The organism is Agromyces tropicus (assembly GCF_039531345.1).
Lineage (GTDB): Bacteria > Actinomycetota > Actinomycetes > Actinomycetales > Microbacteriaceae > Agromyces > Agromyces tropicus.
Genome location: NZ_BAAAPW010000002.1, coordinates 292,067 through 308,107, shown reverse-complemented (window position 1 = coordinate 308,107; position 16,041 = coordinate 292,067). Strand labels below are relative to the sequence as shown.

Annotated in this window: 15 protein-coding genes; 11 read left to right on the top strand and 4 right to left on the bottom strand. The window is 71.9% G+C overall.

Annotated elements, in window-relative coordinates:
- Entirely contained in the window at positions 1–1,542 is a 1,542-nt protein-coding gene (locus tag ABD230_RS07165; protein WP_344370960.1) for an FAD-dependent monooxygenase, read from the top strand.
- A 36-nt stretch (positions 1,543–1,578) separates the two neighbouring features.
- Here the strand turns inward: ABD230_RS07165 and ABD230_RS07160 are convergent, their stop codons facing one another.
- Positions 1,579–1,944 (bottom strand): hypothetical protein, encoded by a 366-nt coding sequence (locus ABD230_RS07160; RefSeq protein WP_344370958.1) that lies wholly within the window; start codon positions 1,942–1,944, stop codon positions 1,579–1,581.
- Between the two features lie 179 nt (positions 1,945–2,123).
- On the opposite strand from ABD230_RS07160, the gene ABD230_RS07155 reads away from it, so the two are divergent.
- From ABD230_RS07155 to ABD230_RS07120, 8 genes are all read left to right on the top strand, one after another.
- Positions 2,124–3,053, top strand: coding sequence for an NAD(P)-dependent oxidoreductase (locus ABD230_RS07155; RefSeq protein ID WP_344370956.1), 930 nt, complete (start codon positions 2,124–2,126; stop codon positions 3,051–3,053).
- Positions 3,054–3,119: 66 nt separating this feature from the next.
- On the top strand, positions 3,120–4,133 hold the full coding sequence (locus ABD230_RS07150) for a LacI family DNA-binding transcriptional regulator (RefSeq protein WP_344370953.1): 1,014 nt from the start codon (positions 3,120–3,122) through the stop codon (positions 4,131–4,133).
- A gap of 256 nt (positions 4,134–4,389) precedes the next feature.
- Positions 4,390–6,138, top strand: a complete 1,749-nt coding sequence (locus tag ABD230_RS07145; protein ID WP_425546198.1) for a glycoside hydrolase family 13 protein — start codon at positions 4,390–4,392, stop codon at positions 6,136–6,138.
- A 25-nt stretch (positions 6,139–6,163) separates the two neighbouring features.
- The gene (locus ABD230_RS07140) at positions 6,164–7,525 is read left to right on the top strand and encodes an ABC transporter substrate-binding protein (protein WP_344370950.1); all 1,362 of its coding nucleotides are present in this window, start codon (positions 6,164–6,166) and stop codon (positions 7,523–7,525) included.
- Between the two features lie 89 nt (positions 7,526–7,614).
- The gene (locus tag ABD230_RS07135) at positions 7,615–8,598 is read left to right on the top strand and encodes a carbohydrate ABC transporter permease (protein ID WP_344370943.1); all 984 of its coding nucleotides are present in this window, start codon (positions 7,615–7,617) and stop codon (positions 8,596–8,598) included.
- 119 nt (positions 8,599–8,717) lie between these two features.
- Positions 8,718–9,578, top strand: coding sequence for a carbohydrate ABC transporter permease (locus ABD230_RS07130; RefSeq protein ID WP_344373250.1), 861 nt, complete (start codon positions 8,718–8,720; stop codon positions 9,576–9,578).
- A 94-nt stretch (positions 9,579–9,672) separates the two neighbouring features.
- The gene (locus ABD230_RS07125; RefSeq protein WP_344370938.1) at positions 9,673–10,323 is read left to right on the top strand and encodes a hypothetical protein; all 651 of its coding nucleotides are present in this window, start codon (positions 9,673–9,675) and stop codon (positions 10,321–10,323) included.
- 48 nt (positions 10,324–10,371) lie between these two features.
- Positions 10,372–10,734, top strand: a complete 363-nt coding sequence (locus tag ABD230_RS07120; protein WP_344370936.1) for a DUF2834 domain-containing protein — start codon at positions 10,372–10,374, stop codon at positions 10,732–10,734.
- A 1-nt stretch (position 10,735) separates the two neighbouring features.
- Here ABD230_RS07120 and ABD230_RS07115 read toward each other — a convergent pair whose 3' ends face one another.
- Both ABD230_RS07115 and ABD230_RS07110 read right to left on the bottom strand, forming a co-directional pair.
- Complete coding sequence (locus ABD230_RS07115) at positions 10,736–12,016, bottom strand: low temperature requirement protein A (RefSeq protein ID WP_344370934.1); 1,281 nt, start codon at positions 12,014–12,016, stop codon at positions 10,736–10,738.
- Entirely contained in the window at positions 12,016–12,585 is a 570-nt protein-coding gene (locus tag ABD230_RS07110; protein WP_344370932.1) for a TetR/AcrR family transcriptional regulator, read from the bottom strand. Before ABD230_RS07110 ends, ABD230_RS07115 begins: the two co-directional genes overlap by 1 nt.
- A 138-nt stretch (positions 12,586–12,723) precedes the next feature.
- On the opposite strand from ABD230_RS07110, the gene ABD230_RS07105 reads away from it, so the two are divergent.
- Positions 12,724–13,548: an oxidoreductase gene (locus tag ABD230_RS07105; RefSeq protein WP_344370929.1), complete on the top strand. Its 825-nt coding sequence runs from the start codon at positions 12,724–12,726 to the stop codon at positions 13,546–13,548.
- 36 nt (positions 13,549–13,584) lie between these two features.
- Here the strand turns inward: ABD230_RS07105 and ABD230_RS07100 are convergent, their stop codons facing one another.
- Complete coding sequence (locus ABD230_RS07100; RefSeq protein ID WP_344370928.1) at positions 13,585–14,586, bottom strand: LacI family DNA-binding transcriptional regulator; 1,002 nt, start codon at positions 14,584–14,586, stop codon at positions 13,585–13,587.
- Positions 14,587–14,769: 183 nt separating this feature from the next.
- Between ABD230_RS07100 and ABD230_RS07095 the strand changes: the two genes are divergently transcribed.
- Positions 14,770–16,038 carry an ABC transporter substrate-binding protein gene (locus ABD230_RS07095; protein WP_344370927.1) on the top strand — a complete coding sequence of 423 codons (1,269 nt, stop codon included), beginning with the start codon at positions 14,770–14,772 and terminating at the stop codon, positions 16,036–16,038.
- Positions 16,039–16,041 lie beyond the last annotated feature (3 nt).

Here is a 16,041-nt window from a genome sequence, read left to right as displayed (position 1 = left end):
ATGGGGGAACCCGAGATCGTCCGCACCGACGTGCTCGTCGTGGGCGCCGGACCGAGCGGGCTCATGGCCGCGGTCGTCCTGGCGCGCCGCGGCGTCGACGCGATCATCGTCGATGCCAAGGAGGGACCGACGCACGAGTCCCGCGCGCTCCTCGTGCAGGCGAGGTCGATGGAGATCTACGACCAGCTCGGGCTCGCCGACCGCGTCCTCGCCGGCCGGGCGGAGGCGCGCGGCGCCGTGCTGGGGTTCCGGCACCAGGAGCTCGGCCGCATCCCGTTGCGCCGCTTCGGCGAGGGCCTGACGCCGTTCCCCGACCTGACGATCTTCGAGCAGAGCCGCAACGAGGAGTTGCTCGTCGACGCGCTCGCCGAGGCCGGTCGCGAGGTGTGGTGGCGGCACCGCCTCGTCGGGCTCGCATCGCAGACGTCGTCCGTCGGGGCGACGCTCGAGGGCCCCGACGGCCGGGTGGTGGTCGAGGCGCGGCACGTGATCGGGGCCGACGGTGCGCACTCGCTGGTGCGCGAGATCAACGCGATCCCGTTCGAAGGCGTCACGAACCAGCACACGTTCTTCGTCGCCGACGCGGTCGGCGCGACCGGCCTCGTCGAGGGCTGGGTCAACGTGCGCTTCGCCCCCGACGACCTGCTGCTCACCTTCCCCATGGGCGGCGAGGGGCACCATCGCATCCTCGGCGTGGTCCGCGACACCGAGCTCGAGGGGGCCGACGAGCTCTCGGAGGACCTGCTCCGCCGTCGCCTGGCGCGGGGCTTCACGGTCGGCTACCGGTCGTCGACGTGGTTCGCGACCTACCGGCTGCACCACCGCGTGGCCGCCCGGTTCCGGAACGGCCGGTGCTTCCTCATCGGGGACGCCGCGCACATCCACTCGCCCGTCGGCGGGCAGGGCATGAACACGGGCCTGCTGGACGCGCACGACCTCGCGAACGCGCTCGGCGACGTGCTCGCCGACGGCATGCCGCCCAGGCGCCTCGACCGGTACGAGGCGGAGCGGCGACCGGTCGCGCTGAAGCTGGTCTCGACGACCGACCGCCTGTTCTCGAACGTGACGTCGGAGTCGGATCTCGCGCACACGATCCGCGGTCGGATCATTCCGACGGCCGGCCGGGTGGTCGTGCCGCTCCTGCCGCGCGTGCTCGGCGGCGAGCGGGTGTTCGGCCTGATCTCGCAGATCCGCATCCGCTACCGGATGTCGCCGATCCGCCCCTCGCGGTCGCAGGTGCGCGACGACGTCGTCGGCAAGCGGCTGCCGTACGTGCCGGGCGACCCGTCGAACTTCGATGCGCTCCGCTCGTTCCGGTGGCAGGTGCACGGGTACGGCGCGCCGGCCGACCTCGTCGCGCGCGTGGCCGGATCGCTCGGGATCGAGCACCACGTGTTCCCGCCGGCGGCGCGGTTGCGCTCGGACCGGCTCTACCTCGTGCGGCCGGACGGCTTCGTGGCCGCCGAGGCGAGCGTGGCCGCCGGGCGCCGGGCGGGACCGGGCCGCGTGCCGGCGACGTTCCGGGAGCAGCTCGACGGCTGAGGCGTGCCCGCGGGCGCGCCTCGGGACGACCTCGGGTCAGCCGGCCGACGCGCCGGGGCGTCCGGCGTCCTCCTCCGCCGAGGCCGCGGCCGGGACGGGCGCCACGCGCGCCGACCAGCTCGCCGCGTCGCGCGACATGGTCCACGGTTCCGTGCGGCGCAGGCCGTGGCATCCGAGCACGACCTTCGCGACGCCGTCGGCGAGGTCGCGCGACGACGGCGGGTTCATGCGGTTCAACTCGTCGAGGCTGAACGCGTCGACCGCGATCGGCTCGATGCCCCCGAGCGCGTACAGCAGCAGGTCCCAGCTCTCGACGTCGTCGGTGACCACGACCCGGCGCAGCTCCACGCGCCCCGCATGCTGCACCTCGTCGTCCGTCAGGCTTCCGAATGGCTTCGTCATCGTGCACCCCTGCGCAACAGCCAACCCCAGGGGGCCGTCACCGGGCGACAGGCGCGGGGGCGAGTCGCCCAGCACGTCGGGTCGGCGCGGGACGAGGGACCCGTGCGCCGGACCCGCCGTCGTCGTAGCGTGGGTCACGTGCGGCACCGTGGCCGCGCACGACGTCGAGGAGGGCGCGGATGGCCGTGATCGGGTGGGTCGGACTCGGACACATGGGCGGGCCGATGGCCGCGCACCTCGTCGAGGCGGGGCACGAGGTCGTCGGGTTCGACGTCGACGCGGGCATGGCCGAGTACGCCGCCGCGACGGGCGTCCACGTCGTCGCGGATGCCGCGACGGCGGCCCGCGACGCCGATGCCGTGTTCACGTCGCTGCCGCGCTCCGAGCACTCGCGCGACGTGCTCATCGGCGGGGAGGCCGGCCGGGTGGGCCTGTTCGACGTGGTGCGGCGCGACGCGCTCGTGCTCGACACCTCGACCGTGGACGTGGCCACGTCGCGCGCGTGCCACGATGCGGCGGAGGCGCGCGGCATCCGCTTCGTCGACGCCCCGGTCTCGGGCGGCATCGCGGGCGCGCAGGCCGGGACGCTGACCTTCATGCTCGGCGGCGAGGAGGCCGCGACGGGCGACGCCGCGCGGCTGGTCGGGCCGATGGCCGGCCACGTGTTCACGGTCGGCGGGCCGACCATGGGGATCGCCGCGAAGCTCGCCAACAACCTCATGCTCTTCATCACGCTGCAGGCCTCGTCGGAGGGGGCGCGGCTCGCGGATGCGCTCGGGCTCGACCCGCAGGTCTTCCACGACCTCGCGACCGTCTCGTCGGGCGACTCGTGGCCGCTGCGGACCTGGTACCCCGTTCCGGGCGTGGTCGAGACGAGTCCGGCGAACCGCAACTTCGCGGCGACCTTCACGACGCGGCTCGCCGAGAAGGACCTGTCGTACGCGCTCGCCGCGGGCGAGGAGGCGGGGCTCGACCTCGCGGGCGGGCGGCTCGCCATGGACCGGTTCGCGCAGCTCATCGACGAGGGGTACGGCGACCTCGACTGCAGCCTCGTGGTCAAGTACGTCGGCCGGGACGGCCGCACGCCCGGGTTCGATCCCGAGGGGTAGCGGCGCCGCGACACGACTCGGCCGACGCTGTCGAGTTCTTGCGCTCGTTCGCGTAGCATTGCCGCCGTGTCGAGGAGGCTTGCGGACGTCGCGCGGAAGGTCGGCGTGAGCGAGGCGACGGTCAGTCGCGTGCTCAACGGCAAGCCCGGCGTCTCCGCGTCGACGCGCGACGCGGTCCTCACGGCGCTCGACGTGCTCGGCTACGAGCGGCCGACCAAGCTGCGCGGCGAACGCGCACGGCTCGTGGGCCTCATGATGCCCGAGCTGCAGAACCCGATCTTCCCCGCGCTCGCCGAGGTGATCGGCGGCGGACTCGCCCAGAACGGCTTCACGCCCGTGCTCTGCATCCAGACCGCCGGCGGCGTCTCGGAGTCGGACTACGTCGAGCTGCTGCTGCACCAGCAGGTGTCGGGCGTGATCTTCACGGGCGGCGCGTACACCCAGGCCGACGCGAACCACGAGCACTACGAGCGCCTCCGCGAGCTCAAGCTGCCCACCGTGCTCGTGAGCGCGCCCGTCGCCGGCCTCGGCTTCTCGACCGTCTCCTGCGACGACGTCACGTCGATGGAGCAGGCCTTCGGCCACCTCCTGCAGCTCGGCCACGAGCGCATCGGCATCCTGCTGGGGCCGCGGGACCACGTCCCCTCGCAGCGCAAGCACGCCGCGGCGCTCGCGATGGCCGAGCGCCACGGCGTCGCGCTGCCCGACGAGCACGTCGTGCACTCCCTGTACTCCCTGGAGTCGGGGCAGACCGCCGCCGCCAAGCTGCTCGACGCCGGCGTCACCGGAATCGTCTGCGCGAGCGACCCGATGGCGCTCGGCGCGGTGCGCGCCGTGCGGCGCGCGGGGCTGCGCGTGCCCGAGGACGTGTCGGTGATCGGCTACGACGACTCGGCGCTCATGAACTGCACCGAGCCGCCGCTGACGACCGTGCGGCAGCCGATCGAGTCGATGGGCAAGATGATCATCGAGCTGCTGATGCGCCAGATGTCGAGCGAGTCGACGTCGGGCGACGAGGTGTTCTTCGCGCCCGAGCTCGTGGTGCGCGCCTCGACCGGTCCGGTGCGTCGCGCCGCCTGACGGGCGCCGCCCGACCGCCGCCGCCCGACCGCCGCCGTGCCGCCCGCGAGGCCCGCCATGGGCCTCCGTCGCACCCGCGTGCCGTGACGTCGTCATTCCGCAAGCGACTGCCGCAATCGCCCGCAAGTCGTCGCAAACTTTTGTTCAGATGTTGAAAAGTTGCATCATCCTGTTGCTCTCATTACGTTGACGGGCATCGACGCCGTGGTCCTCCCGACGCGGCGCGCCGCCCGCCGACGACAGGAGCCCGAGCGCCGTGACCACGCCCCTCACCGAGGCCGCCGCCGCCCCCGAGGCCGCGCCCGCGACGACCCCCGCGGCGCTCACGGCCGACCCGCTCTGGTGGCGCAGCGCCGTGATCTACCAGGTCTACGTGCGCAGCTTCGCGGACTCGGACGGCGACGGGACGGGCGACCTGCGCGGCGTGATCGGGCACCTCGACTACCTGCAGGAGCTCGGCGTCGACGCGCTCTGGTTCAACCCCTGGTACCCGAGCCCGCTCGCCGACGGCGGCTACGACGTCGCCGACTACCGCGACATCCACCCCGCCTTCGGCACGCTCGCCGACGCCGAGGAGCTCATCAGCGCGGCGCTCGACCGCGGCATCCGCACGATCATCGACGTCGTCCCGAACCACGTCTCGAGCGACCACCCCTGGTTCCGGGCGGCGCTCGCCGCCGGTCCCGGCAGCCCCGAGCGCGAGCGCTTCTGGTTCCACCCCGGCGGCGGGCCGGACGGCGACGAGATGCCGACGAAGTGGACCTCGAACTTCCAGGGCGACACGTGGACGCGCACCGTGAACCCCGACGGCACGCCGGGGGAGTGGTACCTCCACCTGTTCACGCCCGAGCAGCCCGACCTCAACTGGAACCACCCCGACGTGCGCGCCGAGCACGAGGACATCCTGCGCTTCTGGTTCGACCGCGGCGTCGCGGGCGTGCGCATCGACTCGGCCGGGCTGCTCATCAAGGACCCCGACCTCCCCGAGGTCCCCGACGTGGTGCCGCCCGGCGGCCACCCCACCGAGGACCGCGACGAGGTGCACGAGGTCTACCGCTCCTGGCGTCGCGTGGCCGACTCGTACGAGGGCACGCGCGTGCTCGTCGGCGAGGTGTGGGTGCCGGATGCCTCCCGTTTCGCGGCGTACCTCCGCCCCGACGAGATGCACACCGCGTTCAACTTCGACTTCATGGCGCGCCCGTGGGACGCCGCCGAGCTGCGGGCGTCGATCGACCTCATGCTCGACGCCCACGCCCCGGTGGGTGCGCCCAGCACCTGGGTGCTCTCGAACCACGACGTGACCCGGCCGGTGACCCGGTACGGCCGCGACGACTCGAGTTTCGCCTTCGCCAAGAAGCGGTTCGGCACCCCGACCGACGTCGTGCTCGGCCGGCGGCGCGCCCGTGCCGCCGCACTGCTCACGGCCGCCCTGCCCGGCTCGCTCTACCTCTACCAGGGCGACGAGCTCGGCCTGCCCGAGGTCGACCTGCCCCGCGAGGTGCTCGAGGACCCGATGCACTTCCGCTCCGGCGGCGTCGACCCGGGTCGCGACGGATGCCGCGTGCCGCTGCCCTGGCGCGGGACGAGCGCCTCCTACGGCTTCAGCCCCGACGGCGCGAGCGCCGCACCCTGGCTGCCGCAGCCGGCCGAATGGGCCGAGCTGTCGGTGCGGGCGCAGGAGGCCGACGCGGGCTCCATGCTCCGGCTCTACCGCGACGCGCTGCGCATCCGGCGTCGCGAGGCCGGATTCGGGGACGGGCCCATGGAGTGGCTCGACCTCGGCGACGACGTGCTCGCGTTCCGGCGCGGCGACGACCTCGTCTCCGTGACGAACCTCGGCGGCACGCCGTCCGAGCTCCCCGACCACGAGCGGATCCTGCTCGCGAGCGCCCCGCTCGCGAACGGCCTGCTCGCACCCGACTCGACGGCCTGGCTCCGCGTGCGGACCGGGACGGAGAGGCCGCGGTCCACCGCGGAACGCACCCACCTCCGCACCACCACCTGAACACAGCACCGAAAGGACCACGACAATGAAGTCATCACGCAGGATCGCGATCGCGGGGATCACCGCCCTCGCGGTCGCGGGCGCCCTCGCCGGATGCACCTCCGGCTCCGGCTCCGAGGACGGCAGGCTCGAGCTGCGCGTCGCGACGTTCCCGCCCGGCGCCGACCAGGCCGCGTACGACGCGTTCGCCGAGCAGGAGTCGCAGTTCGAGGAGGCGAACCCCGACATCGACATCGTCGGCGTCGAGTACGAGTGGACCGCGCCGACCTTCGCGGCGCAGATCGCCGGCGGCAGCCTCCCCGACGTCTTCACGGTGCCCTTCACCGACTCGAAGACACTGCTCCAGAACGGCCAGCTCATGGACGTGACCGACGAGATCGACGAGCTCGGCTACGCCGACAAGTTCAACCCGATCATCCTCGACGAGGTGACCGACTCGGACGGCCGCGTGTACGGCTTCCCGCGGCAGGCCTACGCGAACGGCCTGCACTACAACCGGGCCCTCTTCGAGGAGGCCGGCCTCGACCCCGACTCCCCGCCGACGACGTGGGACGAGGTGCGCGCGGCCGCGAAGCAGATCTCGGAGCAGACCGGCAAGGCCGGGTACGCGACCATGGCGACCGGCAACACCGGCGGCTGGCAGCTCTCGACCCAGGCGGACTCGCGCGGGGCGTCGCTGCAGACCGACGACGGCGACGGCACCTACACGTCGACGATCGACAACGACGCCACGAAGGCGACGCTGCAGTTCCTGCACGACCTGCGCTGGGAGGACGACTCGATGGGGTCGACCTTCGACCTCGACTGGGGGAGCATCAACCAGGAGTTCGCCGCCGGCAACGTCGGCATGTACACGTCGGGCTCCGACGTCTACACCGCGCTCGTCCGCGACTTCGGCCTGCAGCCCGACGACTACGGCCTCACCGTCATCCCGACGGAGAACGGCGGCGGCGTGCTCGGCGGCGGCGACATCGCGGTGATGCCGCCGAACCTCGACGACGCGACGAAGGCCGCAGCCGTCAAGTGGATCGACTGGTACTACATGCAGAAGCTCCTCGACGAGGACGCCGCCGTCGCCGACGCGAAGGCGCTCTCGGACGCGGGCCAGGCCGTCGGCACCCCGGTGCTGCCGGTGCTCGACCAGGCCACCTACGAGGAGTCGCTCACCTGGATCGAGCCGTACGTGAACGTGCCGCTCGACCAGATGGCCGGCTTCACCGAGGGCATCTTCGAGCAGACCCCGATCGGCGAGTTCAAGGGCCAGACTCAGCCGATCTACGCGCTCATGGACAACCTCGTCCAGGCCGTGCTCACGGACGAGAACGCCGACATCGACGCCCTCCTGGCCCAGGTGGACGCCGACGCGCAGGCGCTGCTCGACCAGTAGTCCCCGCACGGATGCCGCGGCCGCGACCTCCCCGCGCGGCCGCGGCATCCACCCCCTCCTCCACCCGACCAGCGCGACCAGGAGCACCGATGACGATGACGACCGACCCGGAGGTCGCCGAGGCGGCCGACGACCGGCCGCCGACCCCGCCGACCGTGGCCGAGCGGCGACGCCGTCGGCGGACGCCGATGAGCTGGCTGCGCGGCGGCGGGCTGTCGAACCTCGCCTTCGTCGCGCCGATGCTCATCGTCTTCGCGGTCTTCAGCTGGGGCCCGATCGTCCGGGCGATCGTCATGAGCTTCCAGAAGACGAACCTCGTCGCCCCGCCGGTGTGGGTGGGCCTGGACAACTTCGCCCGCGTGCTCGCCGACCCGAACCTCGGCACCGCCGTGCTGAACACGCTCTACTTCGCAGTGCTCGCGCTGCTGTTCGGGTTCCCCCTGCCGATCCTGCTCGCCGTGCTCATGAGCGAGGTCCGCCGCGGCAAGGGGCTGTACAGCGCCCTGGCCTACCTCCCGGTCGTGGTGCCGCCCGTCGTGGCGGTGCTGCTCTGGAAGGTGTTCTACAACGCGAGCCCCGACGGCGTCTTCAACACGATCCTCGGCTGGGTCGGGATTCCGCCCCAGCCGTGGCTGCAGTCGTCGGCGACCGTCATGCCGTCCCTCGTGCTCGAGGCGACGTGGGCGGCCGCGGGCGGCGCCATCATCATCTACCTCGCGGCGCTCATCTCGGTGCCGCCCGAGCTGTACGACGCGGCCGAGGTCGACGGCGCCGGGATCTGGCGGAAGATCTGGCACGTCACGCTCCCGCAGCTGCGCGGCGTGCTCTTCATCATGCTGATCCTGCAGGTCATCGCGACGAGCCAGGTGTTCCTCGAGCCGTTCCTGTTCACGGGCGGCGGACCGAACAACGCGACGCTGACCATCCTGTTGCTGATCTACCGCTACGCCTTCCAGAACAGCCTCGGCGGCGCCTACGGCGAGGCGACCGCGCTGAGCCTCATGCTCGCGATCTTCCTCGCGCTGCTCAGCTGGGCGTACTTCAAGCTGACCGAACGTTGGAGCACGAATTGACCGGCGCACCTGCGGAACCCCTGCTCGACCGCCCCCACGGCGCCGCACCGCGGCCCCGGCTGCTCGGCCTGAGGCGGCGCGAGCGCGACTCGCTCGACGACCTCGGCGACCGCGGCGTGATGTCGGTCTTCGACCGCCGCCGCCGGAGCGTGCGCGCATCGATGACGGGCGTCCACGTGTTCCTCTTCGCGGGGCTCGTCGTCGCCGGGCTCGGACCCCTGCTCTGGCTCGCCAAGGCCGCCGTCACGCCGACGCAGGACACCCTGTCGACCCCGTTCGCGCTCTGGCCGAACGGCATCGACTGGGAGAACCTCTCGACGGCATGGAACGACATCCACATCGACCAGTACTTCCTCAACACGATCTGGGTCGCCGCCGGCTCGTGGTTCTTCCAGCTGCTCATCGCCACGACCGCGGGCTACGCGCTCTCGGTGCTGCGGCCGAGGTACGCGCCGATCCTCAACGCGCTCGTGCTCGCGACGCTGTTCATCCCGGCGGTCGTCCTGCTGGTGCCGCTGTACCTGACGATCCTGAACCCGCCCGTGATCGGCACGTCGCTGCTGAACACCTATTGGGCGGTCTGGCTGCCGGCCGCCGCCAACGCGTTCAACATCCTGCTGGTCAAGCGCTTCTTCGACGGCCTGCCCCGCGAGGTGTTCGAGGCGGCGAAGACGGACGGTGCCGGGCCGTTCCGGGTGTTCTGGTCGATCGTGCTGCCCATGTCGAAGCCGATCCTCGGGGTCGTGTCGGTGTTCGCCGTGATCGCCGCGTGGAAGGACTTCCTCTGGCCGCTGCTCGTGCTGCCCGACCCCGCCGTGCAGCCGCTCTCGGTGCGCCTGCCCGCGGTGCAGTCGCAGACCGAACTCGACGTGTTCCTCGCCGCGCTCGCGATCTCGACCCTGATCCCGGTGGTGCTGTTCCTGCTCTTCCAGCGGCTGTTCCTGCGGGGCGCAGGGCTGGGCGGCGCCGTCAAGGGCTGAGGCGACGGCCGCTCGCGCGTTGCCGCGGCGCGCGCTCGCGGCATCCGTTCACCCGATCCGGATACCCTCGGAAGGTCGACGCGAGGAGGTGCGGATGGGGGGATTCCGGTGGCCCTGGGAGCGCCGCCGCGCCCGGCTGAAGCTGGCGCCGTTCGACCGGTCGCGGCTCCCCGAGGCCCGTGAGGTGAGCTTCGCCGAGATGCTCGAGGAGGGCATGCTCATGGCCGAGTCGGCGGGGCGGATGGCGCTGAAGAACCGCCTCATCGTCGACGCGCTCCGCACCGACGAGCCCTTCTCCGACGAGCGCGCCGCCGAGCAGGCGCGCGCCGTGCTCTACGAGCTCGTGCAGGAGGCCGACGAGGCGGCCGAGCACGTCGCGGAGGAGCGCGAGGTCGCCGGCAAGCGCGACGGCCGGTCGCAGCACCAGCACGACTACCACCGCAGCGACCTGTTGAACCTCCGGCGGCGCGAGAAGGTGTACGCGTCGGTGGCGAAGGAGCTGTGGACGAAGCGATCCGACGACGCCTACGTCGCGGAGTTCGTGGAGCGGTCGCGGGAGGCCGCCTGGCAGGAGCTCGGCACCGCGATCGAGCACGAGCTCGACCGGCGCTGGCCGCGGTACGACGAGGAGCCGGACTACGCCGGGGCCAGGTCCGAGCGCATGGCGGGCGTCGGCGACGACCTGCAGCGGGAGCTCGGCCGGCTGGCGGCGCAGCGCGCCGTGGAGGCGATCCCCGAGTACTGACGCGCGCCGTGCCCGGCGGCGTCGGCCGACCGACGGCACACTGGCGGCATGCGCACGCACTGGACCCCGCTCGCCGTCGTCTACCTCATCGTCTCGATCGCGGGCCTCGTCGGCACGTGGACGTACAACGCGATCGCCATCGCCGAGCGGCGGGACTTCCTCGGCGACCTCCTCTCCAGCGGACCGGCGGTGTCGTCGATCACGACCGACCTGCTCGTGGTGGCCGTGGCCGGGAGTATCCTCATCGTCGTCGAGTCGCGTCGGCTCGGGATGCGGTTCGCGTGGCTGTACCTCGTCGGCTCGGCGGTGACGGCGTTCGCCTTCACGTTCCCGCTCTGGCTCGCGATGCGTGAGCGCCGGCTCGCGGCGCTGCGCGCCGCCGGTGACGCCGCGGGAGCGCCGCCGACGTAGGTCAGCGGCGCGCGAGCACGCGGTCGAGCGACTCCTGCACGTGGCGGTGACCCACGGCCTCGTACGTCACGACCGACACCCACGGCGTGAACATGATCACGAGCAGGCAGGCGACCAGGGAGGCGCCCGCCCACGCCATGACCAGGCTGACCGCGACGACGAGCACGCTCAGCGACCGCAGCAGGATGTGCAGCGGATCGGCGCCCTCGCGGCCGAGCACCACCCCGTACAGCCCGTACGCGGCGAGGAGCACGACGAGCAGCGGCACCGCGATGGTCGCCATGACGGCGACCTCGGGGATCTCGACGTGGTGCTCGAATGCGAGGGCGACCACGTGCAGGCCGGCCCCCACCGCGGCGATCGCCGGGTAGACGACCATCTGGCCGGCGGTGTACGCGGTCGCGCGCCGCGGGAACGCCTCGAGCAGCTCGCCGGTCGGCAGCATGAAGTACGTCCACCAGAGCCCGAAGGTGAGCGCGACGCCGGCGAACCCGAGAGTGATGGCGTCGACCGTCACGCCCTGCTCCTCGACGAGCGCGCGCACCGCGATCGTCGTGCCCAGGATGACCTCGCCGAATGCGATGATCGCGAGCAGCCCGTAGCGCTCCGCCAGGTGGTGCGGATGCCACGGCAGCCAGCCTCGCGCGCGCTGCGCGATCGTCGGCAGGCCGACCTCCGCGAGGAAGAGCACGAAGCCGATCGCGAACCAGATCCCGATCGGCGGGTCGGCGAGCACGAGGACGACCCACGCGACCTGGGTGATCGCGATGCCGACGGCCATGCTGACGGAGGTGCGGCGGTGCTCCGGGTCCTGCGCCGCCGCTCGCGCCCACAGCGCGACGAGCGGGATGCGCATGATGACGTAGCCGAGCACCATCGTCCCGGTCTCGACGTGCCATTCGGCCATTCCCTCGAACATCGTCGGGATGCCGAGGGCGAGCACGACGACTCCCACCATCTGCACGAGGACGGCGAGGCGAACGAACCAGTCGTCGGTGTCGTACGCGGTGGCGAACCGGGTGTACGACATCCACGCCCAGACCACGGCGAACATCGCGAACACGAACGCCACGAGACCCTGCGCGAGGTGCCCCTCGGCGAGCTGGTGGGCGAACTCCTCACCGGCGAAGCTGAACGCGACCACGATCGTGAGGTCGTAGAACAGCTCGAGCGGGGTGGCCACCCGGTGCGACTCGGTGGCGGAACGGCCGGTCATGCGGACGAGCGCGTGGCGTGTCGCCAGGATGCGGCGGGTCCCCGGGCGAGGCGTGGCGTCGCTCATCACGCGGACCCCTCCAGTGCGTCCGTGCGGACCATGGCGGCGACGTCGCGGTGGACGTTGGCACGGAGGTCGACGCCCGCGAGACCGGGTCGGAGGCCGGCCGGCGCCTGGAGCCACGCCGCCACGGCGCCGTAGACCTGCACGAGGAGTTCGACGGGAGAGCGGTCGGAGGGGAGCCGGCCGGCGGACTGCGCGGCGCGGATCGCGTCGAGCTTCTCCGCGTAGAGTTCGCGCTCGCGCGCGGTCGGCTCGGGCGCCTCGAGCGTGCGCCGGGCCTGGAAACGCATGACCTCGGGGTGCGCGAGCGCGTAGTCGAAGAGCGCCACGGCGTACCCGGCGAGGTCGTCGGGGTCGAAGGGGACCTCGACGTGCACGCGTTCGATGACGTCGTCGGCGACGGCGTCGAACAGCCCCTCCTTGTTGCCGAAGTAGGCGTAGATCATGCGCTGGTTGGCGCCCGCGGCGTCGGAGATGCCCGCGATGCGCGCGCCGGCGAAGCCGCCGTCGGCGAACTCGGTGAGCGCCGCGGCGAGGATCCGGCGGCGGGTCTGTGCGGCGTCCCTGGCCACGGTCCCCCTCTCGCGGCGGCCCTGCCCGCCGGGGCCGGTCGCCGGTGTCGCTGCGAAGTAAGTAAGTACTTGTTGACATCGTAGCGGACATCCGTCTATGTTGAGTAAGCAAACATTTACTTACATGGAGGATCCATCATGGTCAAGACCGCTCTCGTCACCGGCGCCTCGTCGGGCATGGGCCGCGAGATCGCGCTCCGGCTCGCCGCCGACGGGTACACGGTGTACGGCGCCGCGCGCCGCGTCGAGCGCATGCGCGACCTGGAGGAGTCCGGCGTGCGCGTGATCGGCATGGACGTGACCGTCGACGACCAGGTGGTCGCCGCCGTCGACCGCGTCATCGCCGAGACCGGCCGCATCGACGTGCTCGTGAACAATGCGGGCTTCGGGCTCTACGGCGCCGTCGAGGACACGTCGATGGACGACGTCCGCTACCAGTTCGAGGTCAACTTCTTCGGCGTCGCGCGCCTCACCCAGCTCGTGCTCCCGCACATGCGCGCCCAGGAGTCCGGCCGCATCGTGAACATCTCCTCGATGGGCGGCGAGATCTACACTCCGCTCGGCGCCTACTACCACGCCACGAAGCACGCCCTCGAGGCATGGTCGGACGCACTCCGCTACGAGGTCGCGCCGTTCGGCATCGACGTGGTCATCGTGCAGCCGGGCATCATCGAGAGCGAGTGGTCGGGCATCATGGCCGCGCCGATCATGGAGCGCAGCGGCCACGGCGCCTACGCGGACCTCGCCCGGAGCGTCGTCGAGAACTCGGAGCGCACCTACAGCGAGGGCGGCTCGGGCGGCTCCGCGCCGACGGTGATCTCCGACACGGTCGCGAAGGCCGTCGCGGCCAAGCGTCCCCGCACGCGGTACGCGGCGGGCCGCATGGCCAAGCCGCTCATCACGGCGCGCCGTCTGCTGAGCGACCGGGCGTTCGACCGCCTGCTCCGGTCGGCCACGCGCTGACCCGCGCCCGCATCGTCCGCGCCGCCGCGCCCCGGATCAGGGTCGCGGCGGCGCCGTCGACTCCCGCACGACCAGCCGGGTCGAGAGCTCGACGCGTGGTGCGGGCGGATCGGCATCCGCTTCGCCCAGCGCGAGGACCAGCCGGGTCGCCTCCCGCGCCATGTCGGCCAGCGGCTGGCGCACGGTCGTGAGGTTCGGCGAGATCCACTCGCACAGGTCGACGTCGTCGAAGCCGACGACCGAGAGGTCGTCCGGGATACGCAGCCCGGCCTCGGCGGCAGCGAGGTACACGCCGTGGGCCTGGTGGTCCGACCCGGCGAAGATCGCCGTCGGCCGGTCCTCGAGCGCGAGCAGCCGGCGCCCGCCCTCGAGCCCGCCGGCTCGTCGGAAGTCGCCGTAGCCGACGAGCTCCGGATCGAACGGGATGCCGGCGCGCGATAGCGCCGCGCGGTAGCCGTCGAGCCGGTCGCGCGAGCACGCGAGCGACTCCGGCCCGGTGATGATGCCGATCCGGCGGTGTCCGAGCGAGACGAGGTGCTCGGTCGCCGACAGTCCGCCGGCCCAGTTGGTCGCGGCGACCGTCGGCGCGTGCGAATCCGTCCCGCCGTCGGAGTCGACGAGCACCAGTGGCGTGTCGAGCCGCCGCAGCTCGTCCTCGGCGCCCGGGTGGAGCTCGGAGACGACGAGCACGATCCCGTCGGAGCGGCGTGCGGCGAGCTGACGGATCCAGTGCCGGTTGCCCGCACGGCGGCCGTGGGTCGACGTCACCACGAGGCTCACGCCGGCGCGCGCCGCCTCGAGCTCGGCGCCGACGATGAGCTGGTGGGCCCAGGTGGTGCTGAGGTCGGCGATGACGAAGTCGACCAGGCCGACCCGCTGCCGCGCGCCGCCGCGCCGCGTATAGCCGTGCGTGGAGAGCAGCCCGGCCACGCGTTCCCGCGTCTCGGCCGAGACGCCCGGGCGCCCGTTCAGCACCTTCGACACGGTCGGCACCGAGACCTCGGCAAGTTCGGCGATCTCGGCGATCGTCACGCCCATTCGGACCTCCCGAGTAGAGAAAGTTTCGTGCAGGTTGTGTCTCGGATTGCCATTTTCCATTGAGCACCACTGCCCACGGGGTTAGCGTACCTGACGTCGATGAACCGCGAAAGTATCGTTCAGCTTTCTCGATCGCGCGGGGCCGACCATCACACACAGCACACCTGCTCGAGGGAGAGACAGATGAGATCACGACGACTCGTCGGCGGCCTGGCCGCCCTCGCGACGATCGGACTGTTCACCGCCTGCTCGGCGCCCGCCGACGACGCGGCGTCCAGCGGCGAACTGCCCACCGGACAGACCATCAGCGTCTGGACGTTCGGCGCCACCGGGCTCGAGGACTCCATGGAGGCCTGGGCCGAGGAGACGGGCAACACGATCGAGATCAAGACGAGCGAGTTCGACCCGCACCACGAGCAGCTGCTGACGGCGCTCGCCTCCGGTGCCGTGCCGGACGTCGCCCTCGTCGAGACCGCGTACAGCTCGCTGTTCAAGCCGAGCGCGAAGTACTTCACCGATCTCCGCGAGTACGGCGCCGAGGACATCGAAGGCGACTTCCTCGACTGGCGCTGGGCGCAGGGCGTCGCCGACGACGGCACCGTCATCGGCCTGCCGACCGACGTGGGCGGCATGGCCCTCGCCTATCGCACCGACCTCTTCGAGGCAGCGGGCCTGCCGAGCGACAGTGACGGCGTCGAAGGCCTCTGGTCCAGCTGGGAGGAGTTCGTCGCCGTCGGCGAGCAGTACACCGAGACGACCGGCGAGCCCTTCCTCGACGACGCCGGCGTGTTCTTCCAGACCGTCTACAACCAGGGCGACGAGAAGTTCTACTCCGCCGACGGCAGCGAGCTGATCTACGAGAGCAACCCGCAGGTGCAGAAGGCCTGGGACCTCGCCACGAGCGCCGCGCCCATCTCGGCGAACCTCGCGGCCTTCAGCCCCGAGTGGAACACCGGAATGGCCAACGGCGACTACGCCGTGCAGCTCGCCCCGGCCTGGATGCTGAACTACATCCAGGGCCAGGCGCCCGACACCGCGGGCCTGTGGAACGTCGTGACGCTGCCCGAGGGCGGCGGCAACTGGGGCGGCTCGCAGATGACCGTCCCCAAGGAGGCGGCCAACCCCGCGCTCGCGTACGACATGCTGTCGACCATCCTGAGCCCCGAGAACCAGCTCGAGGTCTTCACGGAGTTCGGCAACTTCCCGTCGACGCCCGAGCTGTACGAGGACCCGGCCCTCACCGGGTTCACGAGCCCGTTCTTCTCCGATGCGCCGGTCGGCCTGATCTACACCGAGAGCGTGCAAGCGCTCGAGCCGGTCTACGAGGGCCCGAAGGAGCGCGCCATCCTGCGCGAGTTCGGCCTGGGCATCGACCGGGTCGAGTCCGGCGACGAGACGCCCGCCGAGGCCTGGCAGTCGACGCTCGACGCCGTGGCGCTCGAGGTCGAGTAGCAC